At 45.2% G+C, this 22,897-nt stretch carries 33 protein-coding genes and 2 pseudogenes; 27 read left to right on the top strand and 8 right to left on the bottom strand.

Translation table 11 applies throughout. From position 1 onward, the window contains the following. Positions 1–142 precede the first annotated feature (142 nt). From HGT71_RS07465 to HGT71_RS07440, 6 genes are all read left to right on the top strand, one after another. Positions 143–877, top strand: a complete 735-nt coding sequence (locus tag HGT71_RS07465; protein ID WP_214217217.1) for a hypothetical protein — start codon at positions 143–145, stop codon at positions 875–877. Positions 878–1,163: 286 nt separating this feature from the next. Next, positions 1,164–1,376: a helix-turn-helix transcriptional regulator gene (locus HGT71_RS07460; RefSeq protein WP_214217216.1), complete on the top strand. Its 213-nt coding sequence runs from the start codon at positions 1,164–1,166 to the stop codon at positions 1,374–1,376. After that, a complete protein-coding gene (locus HGT71_RS07455; RefSeq protein ID WP_214217215.1) occupies positions 1,376–1,846 on the top strand; it encodes a hypothetical protein in 471 nt (156 codons plus the stop codon). Before HGT71_RS07460 ends, HGT71_RS07455 begins: the two co-directional genes overlap by 1 nt. A 15-nt stretch (positions 1,847–1,861) precedes the next feature. Continuing rightward, positions 1,862–2,722, top strand: coding sequence for an antA/AntB antirepressor family protein (locus tag HGT71_RS07450; RefSeq protein ID WP_214217214.1), 861 nt, complete (start codon positions 1,862–1,864; stop codon positions 2,720–2,722). Next, the gene (locus tag HGT71_RS07445; RefSeq protein ID WP_214217213.1) at positions 2,715–2,882 is read left to right on the top strand and encodes a DUF4222 domain-containing protein; all 168 of its coding nucleotides are present in this window, start codon (positions 2,715–2,717) and stop codon (positions 2,880–2,882) included. The genes HGT71_RS07450 and HGT71_RS07445 overlap by 8 nt, the downstream gene beginning before the upstream one ends. Continuing rightward, positions 2,872–3,360: a hypothetical protein gene (locus HGT71_RS07440; RefSeq protein WP_214217212.1), complete on the top strand. Its 489-nt coding sequence runs from the start codon at positions 2,872–2,874 to the stop codon at positions 3,358–3,360. The genes HGT71_RS07445 and HGT71_RS07440 overlap by 11 nt, the downstream gene beginning before the upstream one ends. A 373-nt stretch (positions 3,361–3,733) precedes the next feature. Here HGT71_RS07440 and HGT71_RS15795 read toward each other — a convergent pair whose 3' ends face one another. After that, entirely contained in the window at positions 3,734–3,916 is a 183-nt protein-coding gene (locus HGT71_RS15795; protein WP_241597265.1) for a YlcI/YnfO family protein, read from the bottom strand. Here HGT71_RS15795 and HGT71_RS15945 point away from each other — a divergent pair. The 19 genes and pseudogenes from HGT71_RS15945 to HGT71_RS07345 all read left to right on the top strand — a co-directional run bounded on the left by HGT71_RS15945 (position 3,858) and on the right by HGT71_RS07345 (position 13,975). Beyond that, positions 3,858–4,301: a host cell division inhibitor Icd-like protein gene (locus tag HGT71_RS15945; protein WP_342355446.1), complete on the top strand. Its 444-nt coding sequence runs from the start codon at positions 3,858–3,860 to the stop codon at positions 4,299–4,301. The two genes, HGT71_RS15795 and HGT71_RS15945, sit on opposite strands and share 59 nt — an antisense overlap. Beyond that, the gene (locus tag HGT71_RS07430; protein WP_214217211.1) at positions 4,294–4,503 is read left to right on the top strand and encodes a hypothetical protein; all 210 of its coding nucleotides are present in this window, start codon (positions 4,294–4,296) and stop codon (positions 4,501–4,503) included. Before HGT71_RS15945 ends, HGT71_RS07430 begins: the two co-directional genes overlap by 8 nt. Beyond that, entirely contained in the window at positions 4,496–4,675 is a 180-nt protein-coding gene (locus HGT71_RS07425) for a hypothetical protein (RefSeq protein ID WP_214217210.1), read from the top strand. The genes HGT71_RS07430 and HGT71_RS07425 overlap by 8 nt, the downstream gene beginning before the upstream one ends. Then, positions 4,672–5,367, top strand: a complete 696-nt coding sequence (locus HGT71_RS07420) for an ORF6N domain-containing protein (RefSeq protein ID WP_214217209.1) — start codon at positions 4,672–4,674, stop codon at positions 5,365–5,367. The genes HGT71_RS07425 and HGT71_RS07420 overlap by 4 nt, the downstream gene beginning before the upstream one ends. Continuing rightward, a complete protein-coding gene (locus HGT71_RS07415; protein WP_214217208.1) occupies positions 5,367–5,543 on the top strand; it encodes a hypothetical protein in 177 nt (58 codons plus the stop codon). The genes HGT71_RS07420 and HGT71_RS07415 overlap by 1 nt, the downstream gene beginning before the upstream one ends. Beyond that, complete coding sequence (locus tag HGT71_RS07410) at positions 5,540–5,734, top strand: hypothetical protein (RefSeq protein WP_214217207.1); 195 nt, start codon at positions 5,540–5,542, stop codon at positions 5,732–5,734. The genes HGT71_RS07415 and HGT71_RS07410 overlap by 4 nt, the downstream gene beginning before the upstream one ends. Next, on the top strand, positions 5,734–5,940 hold the full coding sequence (locus HGT71_RS07405; protein WP_214217206.1) for a hypothetical protein: 207 nt from the start codon (positions 5,734–5,736) through the stop codon (positions 5,938–5,940). The genes HGT71_RS07410 and HGT71_RS07405 overlap by 1 nt, the downstream gene beginning before the upstream one ends. Next, on the top strand, positions 5,937–6,533 hold the full coding sequence (locus tag HGT71_RS07400; RefSeq protein WP_214217205.1) for a hypothetical protein: 597 nt from the start codon (positions 5,937–5,939) through the stop codon (positions 6,531–6,533). Before HGT71_RS07405 ends, HGT71_RS07400 begins: the two co-directional genes overlap by 4 nt. Before the next feature lie 8 nt (positions 6,534–6,541). After that, positions 6,542–8,980, top strand: a pseudogene (locus HGT71_RS07395) (phage/plasmid primase, P4 family). A 369-nt stretch (positions 8,981–9,349) separates the two neighbouring features. After that, a pseudogene (locus HGT71_RS07390) lies at positions 9,350–9,761 on the top strand (single-stranded DNA-binding protein). 2 nt (positions 9,762–9,763) lie between these two features. Continuing rightward, positions 9,764–9,943, top strand: coding sequence for a hypothetical protein (locus HGT71_RS07385; protein ID WP_214217204.1), 180 nt, complete (start codon positions 9,764–9,766; stop codon positions 9,941–9,943). 406 nt (positions 9,944–10,349) lie between these two features. Then, the gene (locus HGT71_RS07380) at positions 10,350–10,844 is read left to right on the top strand and encodes a glycoside hydrolase family 19 protein (protein WP_244986429.1); all 495 of its coding nucleotides are present in this window, start codon (positions 10,350–10,352) and stop codon (positions 10,842–10,844) included. Continuing rightward, positions 10,844–11,188, top strand: a complete 345-nt coding sequence (locus tag HGT71_RS07375; RefSeq protein WP_214217202.1) for a hypothetical protein — start codon at positions 10,844–10,846, stop codon at positions 11,186–11,188. Before HGT71_RS07380 ends, HGT71_RS07375 begins: the two co-directional genes overlap by 1 nt. A 387-nt stretch (positions 11,189–11,575) precedes the next feature. Beyond that, on the top strand, positions 11,576–11,743 hold the full coding sequence (locus HGT71_RS07370; RefSeq protein ID WP_214217201.1) for a hypothetical protein: 168 nt from the start codon (positions 11,576–11,578) through the stop codon (positions 11,741–11,743). Then, complete coding sequence (locus HGT71_RS07365) at positions 11,743–12,339, top strand: hypothetical protein (RefSeq protein ID WP_214217200.1); 597 nt, start codon at positions 11,743–11,745, stop codon at positions 12,337–12,339. Before HGT71_RS07370 ends, HGT71_RS07365 begins: the two co-directional genes overlap by 1 nt. After that, positions 12,336–12,677 (top strand): hypothetical protein, encoded by a 342-nt coding sequence (locus HGT71_RS07360; protein ID WP_214217199.1) that lies wholly within the window; start codon positions 12,336–12,338, stop codon positions 12,675–12,677. Before HGT71_RS07365 ends, HGT71_RS07360 begins: the two co-directional genes overlap by 4 nt. A 29-nt stretch (positions 12,678–12,706) precedes the next feature. Beyond that, complete coding sequence (locus tag HGT71_RS07355; RefSeq protein ID WP_214217198.1) at positions 12,707–13,150, top strand: hypothetical protein; 444 nt, start codon at positions 12,707–12,709, stop codon at positions 13,148–13,150. Continuing rightward, positions 13,137–13,364, top strand: coding sequence for a hypothetical protein (locus HGT71_RS07350; protein ID WP_214217197.1), 228 nt, complete (start codon positions 13,137–13,139; stop codon positions 13,362–13,364). Before HGT71_RS07355 ends, HGT71_RS07350 begins: the two co-directional genes overlap by 14 nt. Before the next feature lie 305 nt (positions 13,365–13,669). Continuing rightward, positions 13,670–13,975, top strand: a complete 306-nt coding sequence (locus HGT71_RS07345) for a hypothetical protein (protein WP_214217196.1) — start codon at positions 13,670–13,672, stop codon at positions 13,973–13,975. Positions 13,976–14,243: 268 nt separating this feature from the next. On the opposite strand, the gene HGT71_RS07340 is transcribed toward HGT71_RS07345, so the two are convergent. From HGT71_RS07340 to HGT71_RS07325, 4 genes are all read right to left on the bottom strand, one after another. Next, positions 14,244–15,353 carry an SDR family oxidoreductase gene (locus HGT71_RS07340; RefSeq protein ID WP_214217195.1) on the bottom strand — a complete coding sequence of 370 codons (1,110 nt, stop codon included), beginning with the start codon at positions 15,351–15,353 and terminating at the stop codon, positions 14,244–14,246. A 258-nt stretch (positions 15,354–15,611) separates the two neighbouring features. Beyond that, positions 15,612–15,809 carry a hypothetical protein gene (locus HGT71_RS07335; protein ID WP_214217194.1) on the bottom strand — a complete coding sequence of 66 codons (198 nt, stop codon included), beginning with the start codon at positions 15,807–15,809 and terminating at the stop codon, positions 15,612–15,614. A 1,548-nt stretch (positions 15,810–17,357) separates the two neighbouring features. Continuing rightward, complete coding sequence (locus HGT71_RS07330; protein WP_214217193.1) at positions 17,358–18,296, bottom strand: DUF535 family protein; 939 nt, start codon at positions 18,294–18,296, stop codon at positions 17,358–17,360. Positions 18,297–18,466: 170 nt separating this feature from the next. After that, entirely contained in the window at positions 18,467–18,727 is a 261-nt protein-coding gene (locus HGT71_RS07325) for a hypothetical protein (RefSeq protein ID WP_048912288.1), read from the bottom strand. 164 nt (positions 18,728–18,891) lie between these two features. On the opposite strand from HGT71_RS07325, the gene HGT71_RS07320 reads away from it, so the two are divergent. Further along, entirely contained in the window at positions 18,892–19,626 is a 735-nt protein-coding gene (locus HGT71_RS07320; protein ID WP_214217192.1) for a 4'-phosphopantetheinyl transferase family protein, read from the top strand. Here HGT71_RS07320 and alkB read toward each other — a convergent pair. Together alkB and apbE are read right to left on the bottom strand one after the other, a co-directional pair. After that, entirely contained in the window at positions 19,621–20,241 is a 621-nt protein-coding gene (gene alkB / locus HGT71_RS07315; RefSeq protein WP_214217191.1) for a DNA oxidative demethylase AlkB, read from the bottom strand. The genes HGT71_RS07320 and alkB overlap by 6 nt on opposite strands. 12 nt (positions 20,242–20,253) lie before the next feature. Continuing rightward, positions 20,254–21,294, bottom strand: a complete 1,041-nt coding sequence (gene apbE / locus HGT71_RS07310; protein ID WP_214217190.1) for an FAD:protein FMN transferase ApbE — start codon at positions 21,292–21,294, stop codon at positions 20,254–20,256. 165 nt (positions 21,295–21,459) lie between these two features. Between apbE and HGT71_RS07305 the strand changes: the two genes are divergently transcribed. Further along, on the top strand, positions 21,460–21,624 hold the full coding sequence (locus HGT71_RS07305; RefSeq protein WP_214217189.1) for a hypothetical protein: 165 nt from the start codon (positions 21,460–21,462) through the stop codon (positions 21,622–21,624). 56 nt (positions 21,625–21,680) lie between these two features. On the opposite strand, the gene ompC is transcribed toward HGT71_RS07305, so the two are convergent. Continuing rightward, on the bottom strand, positions 21,681–22,796 hold the full coding sequence (gene ompC / locus HGT71_RS07300) for a porin OmpC (protein WP_214217188.1): 1,116 nt from the start codon (positions 22,794–22,796) through the stop codon (positions 21,681–21,683). Positions 22,797–22,897 lie beyond the last annotated feature (101 nt).

Below are 22,897 nucleotides of genomic sequence, written 5' to 3'. Positions count from 1 at the left end.
AACAGTAAAACTACAAAACCGAAATAATCCGAAGTATAATAATCCGAGGTTATTAGTAAAAAATAAACCGTGTCTAGGCTGATCCCCGAAAATCCGTACACCTCTACGGGCTGGCATGGTTCCTACTAAAAGAGGACGCGAGGTGGCGATGATTGATGTTCGGGCAGAAATTGAAAAGACTAATAAAGATTTTATTAATATTCACGATTTCATCGAAAAAATCAGATCTCAAGTAAAAGGTACATTGCCGGATATTTGTATCTGGATAATCCAAGAAATAACTAACAAGATCACAATTCCAGAACTATCACCCGTAAGTGTTTATGAAATCGACGAGTTTTATAGAGTCACCCCACGAAGTGACCCTTTCTTTGATGAACTCAACTTCATCGAAAGGAAGTTTAAGTTAGTAATTAACAACAAGATTCTACCAATCAACAGTGATGAATACTCAGAAATCCCTTTTGATTGGGTTGATAATGACTTCTTCAGATTCGGATTCAGCATTAAAGAACTACAATCCATATTCCCTACTGCAAATTTATCGAAGGCCATACCTAAACCGCTAGGATGGGGAGAATATGCAACACCTTCCCCTGATGCCAGTACAAGTGTTGTTATAGACACGCCAGCAGGACACAGCCCAGACATTGAGTGGGAAAAGAGTTTTGCAGGAAGATCCGCAGCATTGGATATTATCGGAGCTATTTCAAAGATACTTGTAGAAAAGTCAGGGAGTAAATACCTTTATGGTGAAAATGTTAGCGCAAGCGCGATAGCGGATAGCGTAGCTGAGATGATAGAAAAGTCACCCGCAAGCTATAGGAAACTAATTGGCGAGGCTTTAAAAAAAAGCGGTATAGCTACAGCAGAATAAGAAACCTTCCTACTTGATGGGCGCAGATGGACAACGCGCCTAACAAATAGTGCCAACACTCCACGATACCCACCCCAAACATTACCAACTTATCAGGCCAGTTAATTAAAACCTTACCAACTATTATAAATCGACTTAAAAATCACTCTGAAAACATTACCAACTATCGAATTTATAGTCACTTTAGCCATGCCAACAATTTAACCTGATATGCCAGCAACTTACACATTCCTATGATTTAATAATTCGGTATTCAACAGTTAATAACTTATTCAGAGAGTTAATAATGAAAAACACCGAACGAGCTATTTTACTCAAGTCAGAAGTTAAAAAGGTTCTACGCATTAAATCAGATAGCGCATTTCAGGAGATGGTTAATACTGGCGAGTTTCCCCGTGGCTTTCGTATTGGTTTGCGCCGCTTGGGTTGGTTCGCTGATGAAGTAGATGCATGGATTGATGCCCGTATCGCCGAGCGTAATACTGCGGAGGTCAATTAATGGATATAAAAAAAGCCACCTTGTCACAGATGGCTCATTCAGATATTCGCGGAGATGATTTTACAGCTATCACCACGATTATCAAGCCAGCTTTGAAAGTAGAAGCGTCATGCAGTGTGATTCTTCACAATCCAAAAGGACTAACCGCACTCGACACAAACGCACGTTCAGTTTCCGACTTTGACCAAATCGGAACAGGCACAAAGTTCTACACTACCTGTCTGCATAGCGATATATCGAAACTCCGCAACCAATACCGCCTCGATATTGTGGGAGAGAGTGAGAAATATATCTCGCGTCATGGCTACTCTACGCACTTCACACGCTACCGACTCGCAGACCGGAGCGCAGCAGAACGAGCGTTAAAGCTCATTAATATCTGGCGTTCACAGCGCGGAGAGGAAGCAATCACCGAAGCCGAGGCACAGCGTTTAATTAACCAGTACCCAGAGAAAGCAGCAGCCAACTAACCGGAGATTACCAAAATGAAAAAAAGCGAATTAAGTTTCGAGGTATCCCCACGCCCTGAGCACGTTGCTGGGGTATTTAAGCCAGAGCTTAACGGCGAGCCTCAAAGTGTATTTAGCGACCTGATACCTGTTATTTCCGGTCAAATCGGTGGGCGTGATTCCAATATTGTGAGCGCGAAAGCACTTCACGCAGCATTAGGCGTAGGCAATGACTTTTCAACATGGATTAAAGGACGCATTGAGGAATTCGAGTTTGTACTAGGTGACGACTTTGTGATTTTTGATTCCTCAGAATTCAGGAACCAAAGTACAGATTTTAACCACTCTGGCGGTGGTTGGGTTACAAAGCGCGGAGGTGATCGGCGCAGCAAAGACTATGGCCTAACAATCAACATGGCTAAAGAACTGGCAATGGTTGAGCGCACCGAGCAAGGCCGAGCCGTCCGCAAATACTTTATCCAATGTGAAGAAGCATTATCACGCACCGCGCCAGCTATCGCGGCTAACTATCGCCAACACTTGAAGGCCAGAATCAAAGCCGCCAGCAACTTTAAGCCGATGTGTGAAGCCCTCGACTTATCACGCGCAGAGCATGGCAAAGCAACCCTACCCCGTCATTACAGTAATGAGAGCAACATGATTACCCGCATTGCTTTAGGTGGCCTGACCGCTAATCAATGGGCTTTGTCGAACGGACACCCGAAAGAAAAAGCGCGTGATTATATGACCACTGACCAGCTTGAACACTTGGCCTATCTGGAAAGCACCAATATCACGCTCATTGATATGGGGATGGATTACTACGGACGCAAAGCAGAGTTATCGCGCCTTTCTCAACGTTGGTTATCTAAACGCCTAGGGGTGGGTCATGGATAAGAAGAAACGCCGCTTTAAGGACTCCCACGGGCATATTGTCACGCCATTAGGTATGAGCAACGGCTGTGTCGTATTCATGCGTGAAGGTTATCCGCACCCTTGCCAGCAGCCGCTAGAACGATTCAAAGCTGATTATGTAGAGGTGAAAGATGATGTTTAATCTGCCCGATGGCACAGTCATTAATGAGCCTGACGTAAACGGCTTGCCTTTGTCGTTCGTGGACAAGTGGAAGGAGCACCCAACTAAACGCACCTTTGCAGTTTCAGTAGCTAAAGAGGTTCGCCGAGCGTACTACGCTAATGACGCTCTATTCAGTAATGCGATGAAACAGGCTGGCTATATTCCGGTTCGCACTCGCAAGATTACTGGCAGCGATGCTAGATACTGGCTTTACCGAGTAACGGGCAATGATAAGGGGGTTGTCGCAGCAGATGCCGCTTGCGATAAGGCTTGTAGCCCTGTTGTCCAGCTATCGAATAAAGAGATGAGGGGCTTTAAACGCCTAGCAGTCGATGGTAAATGGCTCTTTGTTTATGCTGACCATGTTCGATTCTTAACTAAGAAACGTCACCGTGTTGATGGTATTCGTGTTCAAGGCTACACCGCTGGCAGCTTGAAAGTGGAGGTGCTGGCATGATGCCGAATAACTCAGCCCTCCAGAGTAAATTCACTTTACTGGTAGGAATATTTAACATTCCTCAATCACAGGGATGTACTCCATGCCGACAATATCCAAAACATTTTGGAGATAGTCACTCAGCCAAAGAATCGGCTCAGTGCGGCGGTTCCGAGCATCGGTCAAAAGTTCGTCCGATGTTCGAGTCTTACATATCCGTAATTAAGGCATCTAAACAGTACCGAAATTGGGATCTTTACGGTGAGTTTACCGGAGATGTCCTGAAATCTCAGGATATTAAAAAGCAAAGCACTAAAAAGTGCTTCGGTCAGAAAGTAGGCAAAAAAAAGGATAGCATTTCAAAGGCCACCCTTTCGACTACAGCCAATAGTTATCAGCCCTTTGGTTCTTTCTTTTCCCTGCGTAATCTATCACGGCAGGAATCTTTAACCCATGAACTGAAATTACCTTTTCCAGCAACAGCGTTTATATCCTCTAAAAGCGAGTCCTCGAAGCGAATGTGCTTCATTGTGCTTCCTTTACGGTCAAACGCTTTTTTTTCTTTTTCATCTTGCATTGGTAGTTACCAGTATTATAATGGTAACTCAAATGGTAACTACCATTTTTATTTAAAGCAATATCGAGATTTAAAAACAGCAATGCCCCGAAGCGCGCCAACGCTAACAGGGCATCTAACAACCACCGTTATCAACAGTAACGAGGAAGCTATGCAAGAGAATACCACACCCGCACAAGGGCGGCACTCGCTCAACCTAAAAACAGGTAACGAGCAACAATCATTTATCTGGATTATCGCCGCTATTCGCCGTGATTGCCCGACAATCAAAGCAACACTTCACCATATTGCCGCACCTACTGAGCGCGAAGCCCGTTTATCTCTGGTCAAAGAACACGTTTGCTTCTTTGCCGGACGCATTAATCAGGCGGTGGCTCATGCTTAGAGTTTACCAATCGCCCTGTGACCTCGCAGAGAAGGCCGAAACAATACTTGAAGTGCTTAACGTCATTGATGGCGTGATTGCTCAAGACTGCCCGAACCAGAAGCGCACCCTGACCGCATTGAATGACCTTATGCGCCTTGCAGTAACCGACCTTTATCACTTACTGGACGGCTGCGAGCTTGAGGGGGCAAATCATGCGTGATTACTTCAATGTGACCGGACACGCGACCAATAAGCGCGGTTCTATCGTGGCAATAAATTATCAAGTCTTCTCAAGCGATATTCGATACGCCACCGCCCACGCCATGAAGCAAGCCCAACAGGAAGGGTTAACTCAGGTTCGCATTGCCAAAACTAAGGAGGTGCGAGCATGAACGCCATTACTCTGAGTAATCAAAACTTGCCGCTAGTGGAATACAAAGGCCAGCGTGTTGTGAACTTCGCAATGGTTGACCAAGCGCACCAACGCCCTAACGGTACAGCCTCCGCAGCATTTCGTCGCAACCGTGAACGCTTCACTGAGGGGAAGCACTACTTTTCACTTAATGCTGACCAGATACATGATGAATTAAAAATCACTGGGCACGTTAAGCGTACTCAGTCAGGCAATTCATCAACTGACGACGTTAAACGCACTCAGTTAGGAGAAAAAGTAACCAACGACGTTAAACGTCGGCAGTTGATTGACGAACTTTTCCCGAAGCATACCAAAAGCGGGATTGTCATTACTGAAATGGGCTACCTGCTACTGGTTAAGCCATTCACTGATGAACTGTCATGGCAGATTCAGGAGCAACTGGTAGAGGCTTACTTTCGCCCTAACCCGCATTTCTCGGATATTCGCCCCGTCCTCATTCCAAGCCTTGAAGAATTGGAAGCTATGCCCCTGAGCGAAGCGCAGAACCTACTCGCAGCAGCCGAGCATAAATCTAAGTGGCGACACGGCAAACATGGCAGCGCAGAAATGACGCAGCGCAAGCGTGAGTTAAAAGTCATCCGCCCCGCTATCGATCGTATTACCGCATTAGTTCAGCTAACCATTCCAGAGCTAGGAGCCTTTAAGTAATGAGTGAAACCACTATTGGTCAAGGTATCAAAGCAATTGATGCCTTAGGCAAAATCCAAAAACTCCTAGCTGCCGCCATGTATCTGACCGCAAGCGATGAAGAAACCGAGTTACAGCTTGAATCGATGAACCTTGCGGAGTCTATCGCCGCTAAAACGTTGGAGTGCTGCAAATGAGCCGTGACCATACCCTAGAGCAAGTCGCAGAAATGGCGCATCAAGAGGAAATCGTCTGCAGGATGTGGGAGGACTACCCACATCGCATGGCTGAAAGTGAGGTTTCTGCAATGGCGACACTGGTAAGACGCTTATCAGGCAATGTCGCGGCGTGGCTTATCGAAGAACAGGCAGAGAAGGAGCGCGGCTAATGAAAACATTACCAGACGCAGCGCGCCAAGTTGAACAGGCTCAAACTGTTTTATCAATGTGGTTAGAACTCTGTAAGGACACAGAAGAAGCCAACAAGATTGCGGCAATTATCACCTTACTGGATGGCGTACCGGAGGCAATGGACGCCGCCGAGCCACTGCTATTAGTGCTCGAAAATCCAGACCATGCGGAGGCTCAACCATGAAAACCCAAGTTATCGAGGCCACCCCTGACGGCATTAACTTTATGCAGCGTAATGAGTCAGGCAACTACCAACATCAAAAGCTAATCGGCTACAAGACCGCTATCAAGTCGCTAGATGCGGGTGGCTATGACTATGACCTGTACAACGGGCTAAGAGTCACCGCAGCGATTTACGAAGGCCAGTCACTAGGTTACTTCATCCCTACTGATGAACAGAACATGGTTATTTATCGCTGGATTGTGGCCACCTTGTTTATTCACGACCAGTTAGCCAAGAACGGCACCGTTGAAGTTACCGAGGAAGACGGTAGCAAAGGCCAAGCGGTGATGTATATCGGCGAATATGGAGGCATGAGCATCTACCCTGCGCCGGAACGATTGGCACTGGCTAACAATATCGAGTCTATCGCTTGCGAGATGTACAGAGATAACCCATGCGCGGCAGCCGTACAGATGTATCAAATGTTTGTTGAGGTGAAAGACGGGGCGTTGTGCCTGTCTGAGTGGGGGCTTGATGGGCTGACAGTCCTACACGATGGATTTATTGAAACGCTGAATGCCGAAGGTATGCCAGCCGACACAGTGAAGCACTAGGGGGAGCAATGCGTAATATCGACCTAATAAACCAAGTGACCAGCGAAGCGGCGGGCAACTGGCCTTACATTTTGCAGAGCCTAAGCATTGACGTTCCTGATAGCCCAAGAAATCACGCGCCTTGCCCCCATTGCGGAGGCACTGACCGCTTTCGATTCGATGATAAGGGAAAAGGCAGTCATATCTGCAATCACTGCGGGGCTGGCGATGGCTTAGACCTGATTAAGAAGGTGAACAACTGCGACACGACCGAAGCCGCCAAGATGGTTGCTGATGTGTTGAATATTGATTACCGGACGACAGAATAAAACCCTATCGCCGACCAGAAAAGACGGGGTGAACTCACTGCCAAGCGCACCAAACAAGCCGAGGAACGGCGCAAGCGTGAGGAGCTGGAGAAAGCCGAGCGCAAAGAGCAATTCACCCGCAATTACAGTGTTCTATCAGCTAAGTCCACCACGGGAGAAAGTGAGTACCTGATAGCCAAGGGCTTAAATGACATCAAGTGCCAGCTTTTACCCGATGGATCTATTTTACTGCCCCTGACTGATGGCGATGCGAATATTGTCGCAGCACAGACTATCTCAGAGCTAGGCAGTAAGAAGCTGGTATCAGGTTCAGCAAAGCAAGGATCATATCACGCCGTCAACGCGCCTGATAACGTTCAGACGATAATCCTAGCCGAAGGTTACGCTACAGCACTGAGCGTTAATCTGATGCGTCCAGAAGCCTTAGCGGTGGCAGCGATTGACGCATGGAACCTTACACCCGTAGCCGAGGTGATGCGCTCCAAATATCCCCACGCTCAAATCATCATCGCCGCCGATAACGATTGCCACGATGACGAACCGAATACAGGAGAGTTAGCAGCGATTAAAGCGGCTCAGGCGGTTTCTGGATGGCTCACCCTACCACAGGGCGACCATAAGGCAGATTGGGATGACTACCGCCAACAGTACGGCCTAGAAGAGGCGACACGCGCATTTAATGATGGATTGTACCAACCGCAAGGGGATGGCATGACAGCAACGCTACAGGTGATTGACGGTGGCAAAGAGAATAAGCGCAAAAGCAGTGGCGACATTACACGGATGCCAGCAAACCAGAAAGCACGATTACTTTCTCAGCAATGGGATGACCTAGCGGTTAATCCTGAGAGTCAGGCCGTCTATCAGTACCAATCAGGCGCATGGAAGAAGCTGCCAGACAGTGAAATAGAACGCGCAATGGTGCGAATATTCGAAGAATATGAGGCTGACTATACAGAAAAGGGTATCAAGTCCGTAGTTGCTACCATGAAATTACAGCTTGATGCGATTGGTGAGCCAAGAAATGACCTGATTGGGTTCGACAATGGCGTTTATGACCTTAAAACTCAGCAATTCAGTAGTCATAACCCGCGTAACTGGCTAATGAATCACAACGGCATCACCTACACAGATCCAGAGCAAAACGAATCCCTCGCAAGCCACGCGCCGAACTTTACCAAATGGCTAGATCATGCGACCGCTGGCGATGATCGCAAAGCAGAGCGCATTAAAGCCGCCTTGTTTATGGTTCTAGCTAATCGCTACGATTGGCAGTTATTCCTTGAGGTGACAGGCGAAGGTGGCAGCGGAAAATCAGTCTTTAGCAGCATTGCCTCGACACTGGCGGGAGAGCATAACACGGCAAGCGGTGGAATGATGACACTGGACACCCCACGAGGCCGAGCGCAGTTAGTAGGAAAGAGCCTGATACTTATGCCAGACCAAACGAAGTACGTTGGAGAAGGCGCAGGAATAAAAGCCATTACAGGCGGTGATGCGGTAGAGATTGACGGAAAATATGAGAAGCAGTTCTCAACTGTTATTAATGCCGTTGTACTAGCGACCAATAACGACCCGATGACCTTTACTGAGCGCAACGGAGGCATTGCCAGACGGCGGGTGATATTCCCGTTTAACGTTCCGGTATCAGACGCAGATAAAGACCCAGACTTAACGATTAAGATCCGCCGAGAGATACCTGTAGTTATTCGCCATCTCTTAACACTGTTTGCCAACCAGAATAAGGCGAAGCAGCTACTGATTAAGCAAAGAGAATCCCAAGAGGCGTTAGAGGTGAAGCGAGGCACTGACCCCGTTATCGACTTATGCGCCGCACTTTATTTCCTCAATGAGCCTACAGGGCTAATGATGGGCGGTGGAACATGGGCTGGACAATCAGAGCCTAGAACCTACCTCTATCACCTTTACCTAGCATTTATGGATTATCACGGCTTAGGCAAGCCGCTATCAGTAAATAAGTTTTCACGAGGCATTAAGTCAGCAGCTAAAGAATATCGCGCCGAATATAAGACGCGCTTAGTCAAAGGAAAGACTCAAACAAACGTTTCGTTTAACGAATTAGCTGAGGAATTTATGCCACGGGCTTACGGGTGCCCGATTGAAAAAGAGGGAGAGTAAACTTTTTTGGAAGGAATTATCTCTACCTCTCTACCTAAACACTGTTAAGCCCTGTAACACCAAGGCTTACAGCTAGGTAGAGATATATAAATTTAAGTCTACTTATCTCTACCTATCTCTACCCAGAAAAACCAATCTTTAAGACTTACTGCAAAAAGTAGGTAGAGATAGGTAGACATAGGTAGAGATATAAAAAAATACTCTACCTCGCTACAGGCCTCGTGGTTGCTGGCTTTGAGGGCTAGGTAGACCAAGGTAGAGATATAAAGGGGGTAAAACTTTTCCACGGGGAGGGTAAGTTGAGAATATTTCTACTCTGGACGGCTAAACCCCCATCCAACGAACAATAAATAATCAGAGGACAACACAGTGACCGCACAAATTTCAGCGCATAGGCGCATCGTGGCAGAGGTCACCACTCGCACCACAGCAAACGGTAATCAGATGGCAATGGCGCGACTCGTGGTTAATCTGCCATGTAATAACGCAGACGAAGGACAGGCAGCTTACTGGCTAGGCATAGTCGCGTTCGGTAAACAGGCTGAGGCACTGGCGAAGCACTCAAAGGGCGACATGATAAGCGTGTCCGGTAATATGCAGTTGAACCAATGGACAGGACGGCGTGAAGAAGGAACAGGCTCAGGTGATTGCTGATTCTGTTATCAGTGCTAAAACCGTTAGACCGTCAGGCAGGAAGCCCACCCCTAAAGCAACGAAACCACAAAGCAACGTGCCGCCTGAGTATGAGAACTATCCTTTTAACGATGAACCGGAGTTTTAACCATGACCGACAACAACGAAGCCAAGCGCCCTGTATTATCGTTAAAGCTCAAGCCAGCGCAGAAGCCAGCCGAGGCAGAGAAAACGCCACAGAATCCCGTACAGGCGGCAGGAAAGAGTAAAAAGAAGATGAAGAAGAGCGCCAAGCACAAACAAATGCTCAGCCCTTACCTATTCAGCTAAGAAAAACCGAAATGTTTTAATACAAATCAACTCGGAGAGACTGCCTAAAAATAGTACTAGCTACCACGATTTGTGCTTAATTCTCGTGAAAAATTGTTGTGATTAAAAACCCCTAAAATCTATATATATACTATAGGTAAATCCTTCTAATATTTTTCTTATAATCAAAGCACATTTTCTCTTGCTCAACCAACCACGTTTTTTAAAAAATACATTTTTAAAGTTTAATGATCTATATCAAGGAAGTTAACAACAAAAATATTTATTACTTAACAATAACCAATTCAATATCAAAATCATGAGAGGTATAATTGATAATATGTTTCGTATAACAGAAGATTTTTTATGGAAAATATCACAGCATTATATAAGCAAGAATTCTCTATTACACTCTCAAAAAACAAATATGAAAGGATTAAAAAATCCTCTTAATTATTGGCTACCCATATATCAGATAAATACAAAAATGAGAATTGCTCATTTTCTTGCCCAGTCTTGTGTTGAAACTGCAAACTTCTCGTCACTCACTGAACATGCAAAACATGGTGGTATGGAATATGAACCAAGCACTAAAACAGGTAAAACGGTTGGGAATAAATACCCTGGTGATGGTCCAAAATATGTTGGAAGGGGGATGCTTCATCTTACAGGCAGAGAAAATTATGATACTTACGGAAAAATACTGCATAAAAATCTAATCAAAGACCCCAACACGGTAGCTAATGATCTTGATATAGCCGTGAGAACAGCATGCGAGTTTTGGAAAAAGAAATTAGTTAATCGTTATGCTGATAAAGATGATATAAGATCAGTTACATATGTCGTTAATGGTGGCTATAATGGCCTATCACAAAGACAATCAGCTCTAGAAAGAATTAAGAAAGAAATGGGTATATATTAATGAATAGTATAAAGAAAATAGTTATTTTCATATCTTTAATGGTAATCTCATCGACCTCATTTTCCAGCGATAACTTATCATCATTAAAGTGTAAGAAAAATGCAATTATAGATGCAAAAAAATTCCTCATTTTCTATAAAGAAAACGATGATAGAATAGTAATTGATAATAATGTGAAATCACTCCCTAAGATAAATAACCCTGAAAACCGAAATCAAATATTCGATGTGCTTGAAACATGGGGATATATTTATAAAGGTAAGTATAGAATAAGACTAACTTACTCTTCATCATTAAATTGCACATTAATGGGTGAAGATATACTTGAATATGCCGATCTATAATAAACTAACGAATTAAGCCATTATCTTTATGGCTGACTCATTACATGTTACCTTTCCCCATCTTTTTTCTCACTGATCAGTCCCCCCAGAGTTATTCTGGGGTTTAATCCACTCAACCCTCCGGATAACAGCTAAAAATCGACCGTAAAAACTTTGATAGGCCACCGCCACACATCACCGCATGGGGATAGCCAAACTCAACGGGCATGCATTTATAATCAAGTCATAAACCCACCAAGGCCGCAGTCTAGCAGCTTATTACTTTGATTTAACTATTCGATCCTCACTATCAAATAATCGTTTCATAAATCGGCATAAATATATTAATCATTTCAACAATTACAATTATAATAGCTGTATAAATAACCAACGTAGCGAACAATCACCATGACTACATCAGAACTAAAGCCTGTCTTACTGAGTAGTGAGCAAATCGAAGCACTGCAAGCGATTCAGCGTGAAGAACGCAGCAAATCACCGCTTAATGTCGCCCCAACAATCCACGAAATCGCCCGTCACCTCATGGCTAAGGCGTTACGGGACATGGCTAAATAATGGAGAACAAAGAGCAGCAACGCTTCCCGAAATGGGAGAGATACCTGTCTATACATGAGGCAGGGCATGCACTCTTAGCCTATTTATGGGGCGCATCTTTTATTGAGATAGGCATCGCTGACGAGAATAGAACCATTGTTTTTAGTGGCGGCAATGAACATAACGACTGCAAAGCCGCGTGCCTTCATAGCTTATGGCATGGAGATGAATTAACGCCTGACCCAAAAGCTATGCTATCCATTCTGATAGCAGGGGCTGCGGCTGAGTCCGTTTACACTGGGCAAAGTATCGACCACTTGATGACTAAAACGGCAAAGTCAGACAGCAAGGAAATATCTAAGGCGTTAGAAAAGATTCAAAAAAAGGCGTGTGGGATACCAGACCATAGCGAATGGATGTATCTAAGATCGTTAAGTTTATGCAAGAGCATCGTAAGCATTTACTGGAAGGATATTGAGGCATTGGCTGACCTTGTAGAGCAAAAACGAATGACCCCACACCCTGAAATAATCAATTTCTTTGAATCTAGGGAATCGCTTAAAGAAGCAAGAATTTATCAACTCATCGACACGATAGACCGAGGTGAAGCAGCATGAAGTTAAAAACAAAGCTAGTCGCACTACTCATACTCGCACCACTTACCGCCAATGCCTTTCAATGTGGGAGTTTCAGCGTTCACCTCGACCGCTATCAATCAAGCATCAACGGCGACCGAGTGAAGGTACTAGGCCAACAGTTCACAGGTGCGCCCCGTGATTACGATAATTCAATCATTACGCTGTTACCTGACTCAATCACAGTAACCGACCGGATGTATAAGTTAACCACGACTGCCGGACATTCAACGCTAGAGCTACTGACCAAAGAGAATCCGCCGAGAACGTTGAACCGTGAAAGATGCGGCAAGGTAAGCATTACTGGCCTGATGGAATGACAGCTATCTCGATTTATTAAGGAATATTCATGCCTCCTGATAGCAGGAAAGAACAGGGAAAACACCCTACCCGCTGGACTAAAGGAACGTCCGGTAATCCAAGCGGCAGACCCGGTAAAGGCGCAGAGATTAGACGCCAACTAATGGATCTCACTCCCGATGCGATGAGGTCAATCACCGAAGGCATCAAAGCCGGAGATACTGCTTGTTTAAAGATATGGGCTGACCGTTGCGACCCAGTAAGTAAAACAACAATGCCCACCGTTGAATTCCTCGCAGACACTACCGACCTCACCCGCTTTAGTATGTCTGTATTAGCCGCTATCAGCCGTGGGGAAGTAACCCCTGATATTGGCGCACACATCATCAATGCTGCCGCTAGCGTTGCCAGAGTGGCTGAGATTGACGAGGTAAGACGAGAGATGAAAGAGATACTAGAACGACTAGAGGCTATGGAAAATGACAAATCGTAAAACGCTCGATTCAATAAAGAACCGGCTTAACAATCTATCGCCTCATGAGCGCATTAATGGCCTTGAGCTGGTGGGCATAGATAAAGACCCGAACGGCGATATTGTAATTGCGAGTAAGTCTTACATTCCTTTCGGTAAGCATGGCGGCGAGGCATGGCAAGAGGTTTATCCAGAAGGCGACCCGCGCCGTGTGAAATGGGAAGGTAACGCATGAGTAATAGAGCCACCTTATCCAAGATTAAAGCGAAGCTATCGGCCTTCCAGAGTAACGATGCTAATACTGATATAGCCATCATATCGGCACTGATGGATCAAATATCTGGTAATCGACCATTAGGCGCAGCGGATTCAATCGAGAAAGCACAGCACAAGCGCACAGGGTATTCCTTTCCGCACGGTAAAGAACTCAGAGCAGTTCTATCTCAATAATACTAGTCGCGCTGACAGTGAGAACCTGTCAAAACTTGACATTGAACGGAGGTGTGAGAAATATTTCGTACACTCCCAGCGAGGCCAACCATGACAACTAACCAACAATCAAGTTGGGGTGGAAAGCGCAAAGGCTCAGGCGCACCGATAGGGAATACTAACGCTGTGAAGCACGGAGAGAGGAGTAGACAGGCTTTCTTCCCGGTAGTAGTACCGGAACACTTCACCGCCACAGAGAGCAACAGAGTACGCAATCTGATACTGGCTCAGAGATGGGCTGAACTCTATGCCATGAACCCACAGCCACGCACTGAACTCTATCGGGAAATGATGCTGATTAATGGCCTTATGGGGCAGCATACCGACCGGATAATAACGCAGACAATAAAGCGTTAAGGATATGCCAAGGGGGGAGGTAAAAACTCTAAGGCTCTTAGGCTAAAGACCGCGCTCTCAGTCTTTTTATTAAAAACGTCCAGAAAAAAGGTAAATTATGGTGGTAAAATCAGCGATTGCTGCACTACCGTTTTTATCGTGAGGGCGACCAATGCTAAACCGTGAAAAGCTAGAAATGACAGTGCTAAAGATGGCTCGATTACAGGGCGACATAATTCGATCCCTGCCCCCACTTATACTTCAGTCTTTATTTTTTTCCGATATCTGACTATTTAAAATCGACCTGCATCAGTTCGGCAATTGTTGCGTCACGCGTTGTCAGCACACAGCGATCCAGATAATCGGTGAACCTGGAAGGCTTATTCATACCAAGCTGTAGCAGTTTAGAATTATCAAATACCACATTTAGATTTGAGAAATGGCCGTAAAGGTTCATCGCACGCAGCATGATTCGTTCGTTGCACGGGCCAAACAGATCCTTAAATGTTCTTCTGCTGTCAGAAAGCTGTTTATAAGTAACCTTTTGATAATCAACACCCATAGATCTGCGCCCTAATGCTTTGGCCATAGCCTCATCAATTTCTGCGAAGGTCACATTGCTCTGTGTTCCGGCAGATATGTGAATCACTTCATTGATGACTTTTTCTGCGTCGAGCAGCATCACCAGCGCACCAGCGCAGTAATCAACCGGAATCACGTCAATACGATCGTCCAAGTCGCAGGTAAATTTGCCTAATGCCAGCGCCATCCGGAATACCCAGAAAATACTGGCAGACGGCAGGCACCCCAGATGGGAGTGACCTACTACGATCGACGGCCGGGCAATGACCAGTGGCAGAGTAGGCAGCTTTTCAATCATCTGTTTTTCAATCGAGGCCTTGCTCCAAGTATACTCGACAATATGCTGCTCCCGGCTGGAGTCCTGTACGCCCTCTGTAACCAGTGAATCTGGTTCCGGCACACATGACATTGCCGTACCCACGTGGATAAATTTCTGTAACCCTTTGACGCGGCTCATCCGTTCTGCGAACTGGAATGTACCCTCAACATTCACTTTCCAGATAGTGGGATTGTTACCAAAAGAGGCTACAGCAGCACAGTTAATAACGTGAGTGAGGTCGCTAAGCCGTGAGTCATTAATAAATTCCTCTGTTAACGCCAGGTCACCCAAAATAATATTCTCAGGTGCTATCGTTTTGATTGCTGATTCATTTAATCCAAAGTTTTTCAGGTTTGCTTTAAGTCTGTTTAACCCTTCCTCGACGGATTTACCTCTGACCAGCAGCAGCAGTCTATCCTTAACCCTATTCTGCAATAAATTTGCTACGACAGCACCGCCTAAAAAGCCTGTTGAACCGGTAATAAGGATATTTTTCATGATAGTGACACTCAATCTGGTTAATCGAAGGAAAGCATTAACAGAACACCTTCCGAATATAAAAGTTCAAAACAACAAATAAATTATTATGATTCCATTGTTTACAGTGACCTATAATATAAATTAAGGCTTGAAGAAAAATACAAAATACCATGCTGACTATTAAATCACTTATCAGGTAGTTAACCAGGCCATTATAAAGCTAATAACTCTCGCCAGGCTCAACAACAATGCAGATATTTCATTAAACTTTTTCATTTAGATGCTGTTTATATTCATGCGCTCGACTAAGCCAATCATACTGTGATCGGGATTGCTATCTGACTGGCAGAGTTTGTGGCGTACAGCGTCAATGAGCCATGTCGTTTTATCGGTGCCGCACTCACTCACAGCAGTGGTAAATGATTCGACCAGTTCAGCGGGAATCCGGAAAGTAACGGACAGGGATTTACTCATAATGACCACCAGCAAAAGGAGATAGTGAGTAATTTTACCACCGTAAGACAGTGAATAAGCCGTGATAATGTTGGTTCACTCATACTCAATGTTGGTTCAAAACGCATTTTGGTTGGTTCAATTTTTGAAAAAATGCTAATTAAAACAAACGTCTTTACAAATTGAACCAACTGAACCAACTGAACTAACGTGTTTTTCTATATTTATAATAAAGAGTGAGTGAGCAGTGATGATTTCAAAACGGGATTAAAGAGAGGTGAAGCTATTTTCGTAGCTTCGGTGATGGCCTACGAAACTACCGTAAGTACATACGAAAGACCTACCGACAAATCAGGCGGCAGTTTTACCCTTTAAGTGCAAAACCACTAATTTGTGGTGATTAGCGATACGGTAATTCCCGTAACGGTAGCAAAGCCCTGATTCGGGATTAGTGCATAACTGCGATAATTCCGTAGTTAGGTTTTACGACTATTTCGTAATACCGAGTACCGATTTGCTTGATGGTTGCTTGACCGTTGCTTGATGGATTTTCCAGCCACTAGCAGAGGCTCACAACAGAGTTACCGATAGTTACCCTGTTAGCTGGTAATCGAAAGCATCGACAGAGTAAACATTGCTTACCCTGTTAGTTGCAAACCAATGATATTGGCTCACAAAGGCAGAATGTTGCCTTAGCTCATTATCTGAGAGTTAACGACAGTAACGCACAAAGTAGGTGGCTCCGAAATCGGAGGCACATACAGGCGGTGATCGAGAGTGCAGATTTACGTTGTCGAGATAATCAGGGGCTTACAAAATTATTGTAACCGTCACTAGAGAGATGCCCTTAAAATCAAGGCGACCAGAGCGCAGTTCTACGCTTTGCTGTTTAATCATGTGTTTAACACACATTTAGAACCCGCCTCAAAATTGAGGAGGGATACCCGGCTTAAAATTAAGCCCCCCACCCCATCGACACACTACACAAAAAAGGCAGTGACCTACCCTATCCCATGAAGGCGATAAGATAACGGTAAGGTTTAACTCGATAGCGTACCGTGAGGATCTAACCAATAAAAAAATATGAGTGAATTTACTCACTGGATGGCATGGATATAACGAGGCATAAAAATGATGAAAAAAGCGGGTAAGAATTATCTATGGGACTAGGCTTAGGACTAGATTTCAATATTGAAGTTATTCCGTTATATACAATTCAATAACTTACAACACTAACTCAGCCCATCTCGTGCCGACCAAAAATCCCAAAGAAAAGCAGCCACTTACGGCTGCTTTTTTTATGGCTGTGATTTATTGTGGGCATAGTGACACGCTCGTCGATTTTTTTATCCTCAATCCTCTGCCTTCACGACCCCTTCCTCAGTAAATAGAAATAACTACGATTAGCTTCAGCCAGCGCGGGTTACCAAAGAGATTTGGATAATAAAGGGATGGCTTGCCGCCTTCTCATAAAGCTTTTGTAAAAAAAAGCCACCCAATGGGTGGCGAGATATTTTATTACGGTCTGCTCACTTCGACTTTTTAAGCCCTAGCCAAGCAATAGTGCTGCTAAGCATTGGACACTTGCAATGTCCGAGCCGTTTCTTGAGGTTGTGAATGGTCAGCTAGTCGGTCTAATTGATAAACAATATCTGCAGCCATTTGTTGACGTAGGGCTTCACGTTTACGGAAAGCTGAGCGGTGTTTACTTTCTACTTGCTCAACGTTACGCTCAGCTTCGTGGCGTGGCAGCTGATACCACCCTTGTCCATCAACCTCTTGGGTGACTTCTGACCAAAAGGCATCATAGCTCGACTTAAGATGATGTGACTTGATATGGTGGCTATCCGCTATCCCACAAATCTTCTCGACTTGATAACTGTCGGCTAACGCATAAGCGGCTGATAGCAGCAGATTCTTGGGTCGTAAACCGAACATCGCTTTAGTCATTGCTCTCACCTGATCTTGGCCTTCACCCGGCTTAGGACCTTGTAAACCACAGAGATACAGCGTTTTTCCGCTAGCATCGAACGAATACGTCAGACTGTATAGCGGCAACTCACTTTCTGGTGCAAAAAGATAAAGGCCCATCTCCCCTTCACGCACAAAACGGGAGTGCATTAATTTAACGGTCCCTTGCTCGTCATTTTTTAATTGTAACGTCGCAAGTGTCAGACCTGCAGAGTGAGTACCAAATAACGCTGGGATAAACTGTGGATCAATACTCTGTTCGAAACGTTGCAACGTTGTCGACATGGAGGCCAGCTTCTGTTTGATCGTCCATCGTTTATTCAGATATTTATTAAAAGGGCGTGCGGCCAGACTCACAACATCTTTACGCTGTGCAACTTGCTGCGCGATTAATGACTGCTGGCACAATTGAAAATAGCGCCAATAAAGCACTGGGTGGCTGACAAGCGTTCGGCAAGCGCGTTTATAAAAATTGAATTTTCTAAGCGCTTCATTCCACTTTGGATTATTTTTACGCCAAGTTCTAAAACGTCCCATCGTAATATCCTACTAGTATTCTCTGCAGAGTGGCGCGCGATGCGCGATGCTGTGCTTAGAGTAATAGGAAGATTCTCAACATTATCTCAACGGGATCAGGAAGAATTTACGTAATCTTAACGGAGTCTAAACGGAAGAAAAAAAGAGCAGCCGTAGCTGCTCGATAAATATTAGCTTTCTTGCTCTTGATGATTGATTTCAATTTCAATGTTTTGAATTGTCGCATCAATGTTGTCGAGCAGTTTACCTTGCTCGTTCAGCAAAGTATTAATTTGATCCGCAAATTCTTTGTGCTTATATTCACCCGCATCGAAGGCTAACCATTGTGCAGAGAGCGTTTCAGTGTTGTTTTGTGCGTAGTGGCGCATCTCTTTTAATTGCGAGGTCACATCACGAAAATAATCCAGTTGTGTTTTTTCTACTTCGCTCATTACGATAACTCCTCTATCGTTTAATTTGGGTGTTCATTAAGCTTCGCAAAAATCCTCTTATTTACCTTCAGAATAATCCGCAATCGTAAAACTTACACATTCACTCGCGACGAGAGCGTATAGTCGGTATCCTTATTACTCTGCTTAATATGATGAAATGGATTATGTCCCAACTGCTTCCCCCTCGCTTTCAGACCGTCCAACTCGAGCCCTGTTTACCTTTTATTCTGCAGGCCGAGATCAGCACTGGCCCGTTTCATGCGGCGTGCTGTCAGTTTGATGCCAGTGCCTTCACACCACAACTTGCCCGTCAATTTGGTTTGGTACTACCGGAGCCACTGCGCCACGCTGTAAAAAAACGCCAAGCGGAATATGTGGCGAGCCGTTGGTTAGTGGCGAAACTATTAGCCCGCGGCAATCTCCCTAATTTTCAGCTTTTTAATCGGCCTGACCGTTCACCGATATGGCCAACCGGTAAGGTCGGTTCCCTCTCACACCACGACCATAAAATATTTGCCCTCATTGAAAGCGGTCCGGTATGGGTAGGCAATGATATCGAGCGGATGCTAACGCAAGAAAAAGCAGCAGAACTCCGATCCATGATCATGACAGCGGAAGAATTGGCACTGCTTACCCAATCCGGCCTTTCGCTCTCTCAGGCGACGACGCTGGTTTTTTCGGTGAAAGAAACCCTTTATAAAGCAGTCTATCCCGCGGTACAGACACTCTTTGGGTTCGAACAGGTCACCCTCATCGCTATCGATCCCCACGCTGACAAAGTCACAGTGCAGCTATCGACCGTCGCGTTGCCTAAAGCGAGTCGGCAGGCGCGGTGGGATATTCATTATTGGCTCACCGATACGGAAGTGATGAGTTGGGTCGTTCAAGGGGCGTTATAGCGCTTTACGAAAGGTGATATTAAAGCGATAAGGCCCAGTGAGTGGGTGAATTCCGGGCTTTAAGGGTGATATCCCATGAAAACAGAGACGCGATTCCTGCCCCCACACAACTACGTCGCCATGTTCCAATAATACTTTACTCGTCCTATCACTACGCTCTAGACCACCAAATAGAAACACTGCAGGCAAACCGAGGGAGACGGAGACGATCGGTTGATGGAGATCCCGTTCATTTTTATCCTGATGTAAGGTCATTTTACTGTCCACCGCATAACGGTTAATCAGACAACTATCCGGGACAAAATCTGGATAACCCGCCGCTGTCGCGGCACGTCTTGCAAAGGCCGTTAAGCTCTCGCTCAACGGTAAACTCTCTGTATTGGCGTGATAGCCTTCCTTGCCTGAAAGCCACTGTGCTGCACCACAGCCTGTCATGGCAACAGACATTTTAAAACCACCCGGGGTAATACGATGAATAAAGGGGCTTTGCGTGGCAATACGATTTATTTCAGCAAAAAGAGCGTCATCATCGCCTTGCACAAATCGTCTTAAGATCACGGCACCTGACGCGAGCGGCTCTTGCCAAGGCGCTTCATCTTCGAAAAAATCGAACATCCCCTTCCCCTGTTAGTGACTCTGATCGTTAACCATAAAGGTTTTGAATGTTGGCGAGGCCCAGCCCACAAAATGATCGCCCTCTTTGGTAATAAGATAGACCGCGAGATGCAGGCGTTTCGCTAAGGCTTTGGCTTTTTCGGTTCCTAACACCATCAATCCCGTATCCCAAGCATCCGCTTCTAAGGCTGTCGTGGCAATCACGGTGGCGGAGACAAGATGATGGTCAATCGGTTGCCCACTATTAGGGTCAATAATATGGGATATCCGCTTACCCTCTAATTCATAATAGTTACGGTAATCACCGGAGGTGCTGATTCCATGCCCTTGGAGATCCACCACAACTTGTGCTTGATTAATCTTATCTGTTGGCTTCTGTACGGCCACTCGCCAAGGTTGACCTTGCAGATGCTGGCCTCGAGAAATCAGTGCCCCACCAACTGAAACTAAATAATTACGCACGCCTTGCTGTTCCATCAGTCTAGCTAAGTGATCTGCAGCAAATCCCTCACCGACCGTTGAGAGATCGACGTACAGATCAGGAATATCTTTGCGTAGCGTATTACCCTGTACCGTCTCATTTAGCGTCAGATGTTGTAAGCCGACGCGTTTCTTCGCTGCCGTAATCTGTGAAGCTGAGGGCGTGTGGGATGGAATGGCATTAGGGCCAAAGCCCCAAAGATTGACGAGCGGACCTACTGTAATGTCCATTGCCCCCTCAGTCATCCGCCCAACATACAATGAACTGGTGATAATCGCGGCAACATTATCACTAACAGGCTGAGGATCAAGACTGGGATTCTGATTAAAACGTGAGAGCCACGAATCCTTTTTCCAGGTCGACAACTCTTGATCATCTGCGTCCAGACGTTGCTGGATTAAATGAGGCAATTCTTTAGCCTGTTCAGGGGTCAAACCGCTCGCCGTGACTCGCCAGACCGTTCCCATGGTTTTGCCCTGAAAGACTTGATCGGTGGGAGATGAGTTCTCACAGCCAACTAATCCCGCGCAAAGCAGCACGAGCAGTGTTTGGCAGAATCTAGGTAATTGCATAGCGTATCTCTAAGTCGTTGAGCGAACTAGGCGCAATGTCCTGAGAACTTGCACCAAAAATGGGCCTTTATTTTACTGATTATGGTACAGCCTACGTGTCGTGGGGTGCTAAGGTTGGCACTATCTTTGCAGCAAAAGTAAACCCCCTTGATGCGGAGATAGCTTATGCAGAAATTTCAGCAGTTATTCACCCAATGTCGTGCGCTTTATGATCAGTGGATTATCGCGGGCGGATTTAGTGCTAATGGGATGTTTATGGAAGGGCATTATTGTTTACGCGAATCGCCATTGGTAGAGGACGTCGATTCGCCACCCCCTACGCATAATTAACGTATAGCGATAAAAAAAGGATGCCTAAGCATCCTTTTTTATGTGTTGAGGCTAACTTAGAACTGGTAAACAAGTCCTAACGCAACAGTATCGTCGGTAGTAATGCCTGCAGCTTGTGTGAAGTCGTTGTTCTTCATTAAGTTGATTTGATAATCAACATAGGTCGACATATTTTTGTTGAAGTAATAGGTCGCACCCACATCTACGTATTTCTTAAGGTTCTGTGAACCGTATTGGCCAAGATCCGAACCGCGTGAATTAACATAGGCTAAAGATGGACGTAAACCAAAGTCGAATTGGTATTGCGCCACTAATTCCCAGTTATCCGCCTTATTAGCATAACCGTAAGCAGTAGAGTCGCTATCACCAAATTTCGTCGCATTATAAGAACGGGTATACATCGCCGCAAGGTAAACGCCGTTTGCGTCGTATTTTAAGCCACCCGAATAGGCTGTCGCTTTATCGCCACTACCTTGGATACCGCTATAATTTCCGCGACCATTTTGATCATTAGTCCGGTCAGAAGAAAAGAGTGCACCACCCAGTGACAAACCATTTCCTAGATCATAGGTAGAACTTAATCCCCAACCATCGCCATTTTGTCCTAAGACATCGCGGCCATTTGGTGACTCAGTTGCATTACCGTTTTTACCTTGGTATTGAAGAGCGAAATTAAGCCCGTCGACTAAACCAAAGAAATTATTATTACGGTAGGTCGCTAGACCATTACTGCGTTGGAATAGGAAGTTATCTGCGCCATAGGTATCACCACCAAACTCAGGTAATACGTCGGTCCAGCCAGCAATGTCATACATCACACCATAACTACGACCATAGTCGATTGAGCCCGCGTCACCAAAGCGTAAACCGGCGTAACCAATACGGGTATAGTTACTTTTAGTTCCTTGCGATTCAGTATTATTCAGACCAACTTGGTATTCCCACTGACCATAACCGGTCAGTTGATCGGTAACCTGCGTTTCACCTTGGAAGCCAAAGCGCATATAAGATTGATCACCGTCATTACCATCATCTTTAGAAAAATAATGTAAGCCGTCGACCTTACCGAATAAATCTAATTTATTACCGTTTTTATTGTAGATTTCTGCAGCACTTGCCGAACCGGCCATAATAAGTGCTGGAACGAGCAAAGAAAGAGCGCGGATTTTCATCTGTATTTTCCTCGAAAACCGTTAATCCTGAAAAAAAGTCAACTAATTATGCAAAAAACGCTTCGATGACTATAATTAAATATTGAAGCGGAAAATTCTCA

This window comes from Rosenbergiella epipactidis (genome assembly GCF_018494055.1).
GTDB classification, from domain to species: Bacteria; Pseudomonadota; Gammaproteobacteria; order Enterobacterales; family Enterobacteriaceae; genus Rosenbergiella; species Rosenbergiella epipactidis.
Note: the sequence above shows the minus strand (reverse complement) of the source record. Positions and strands in the feature narration are given on the sequence as shown.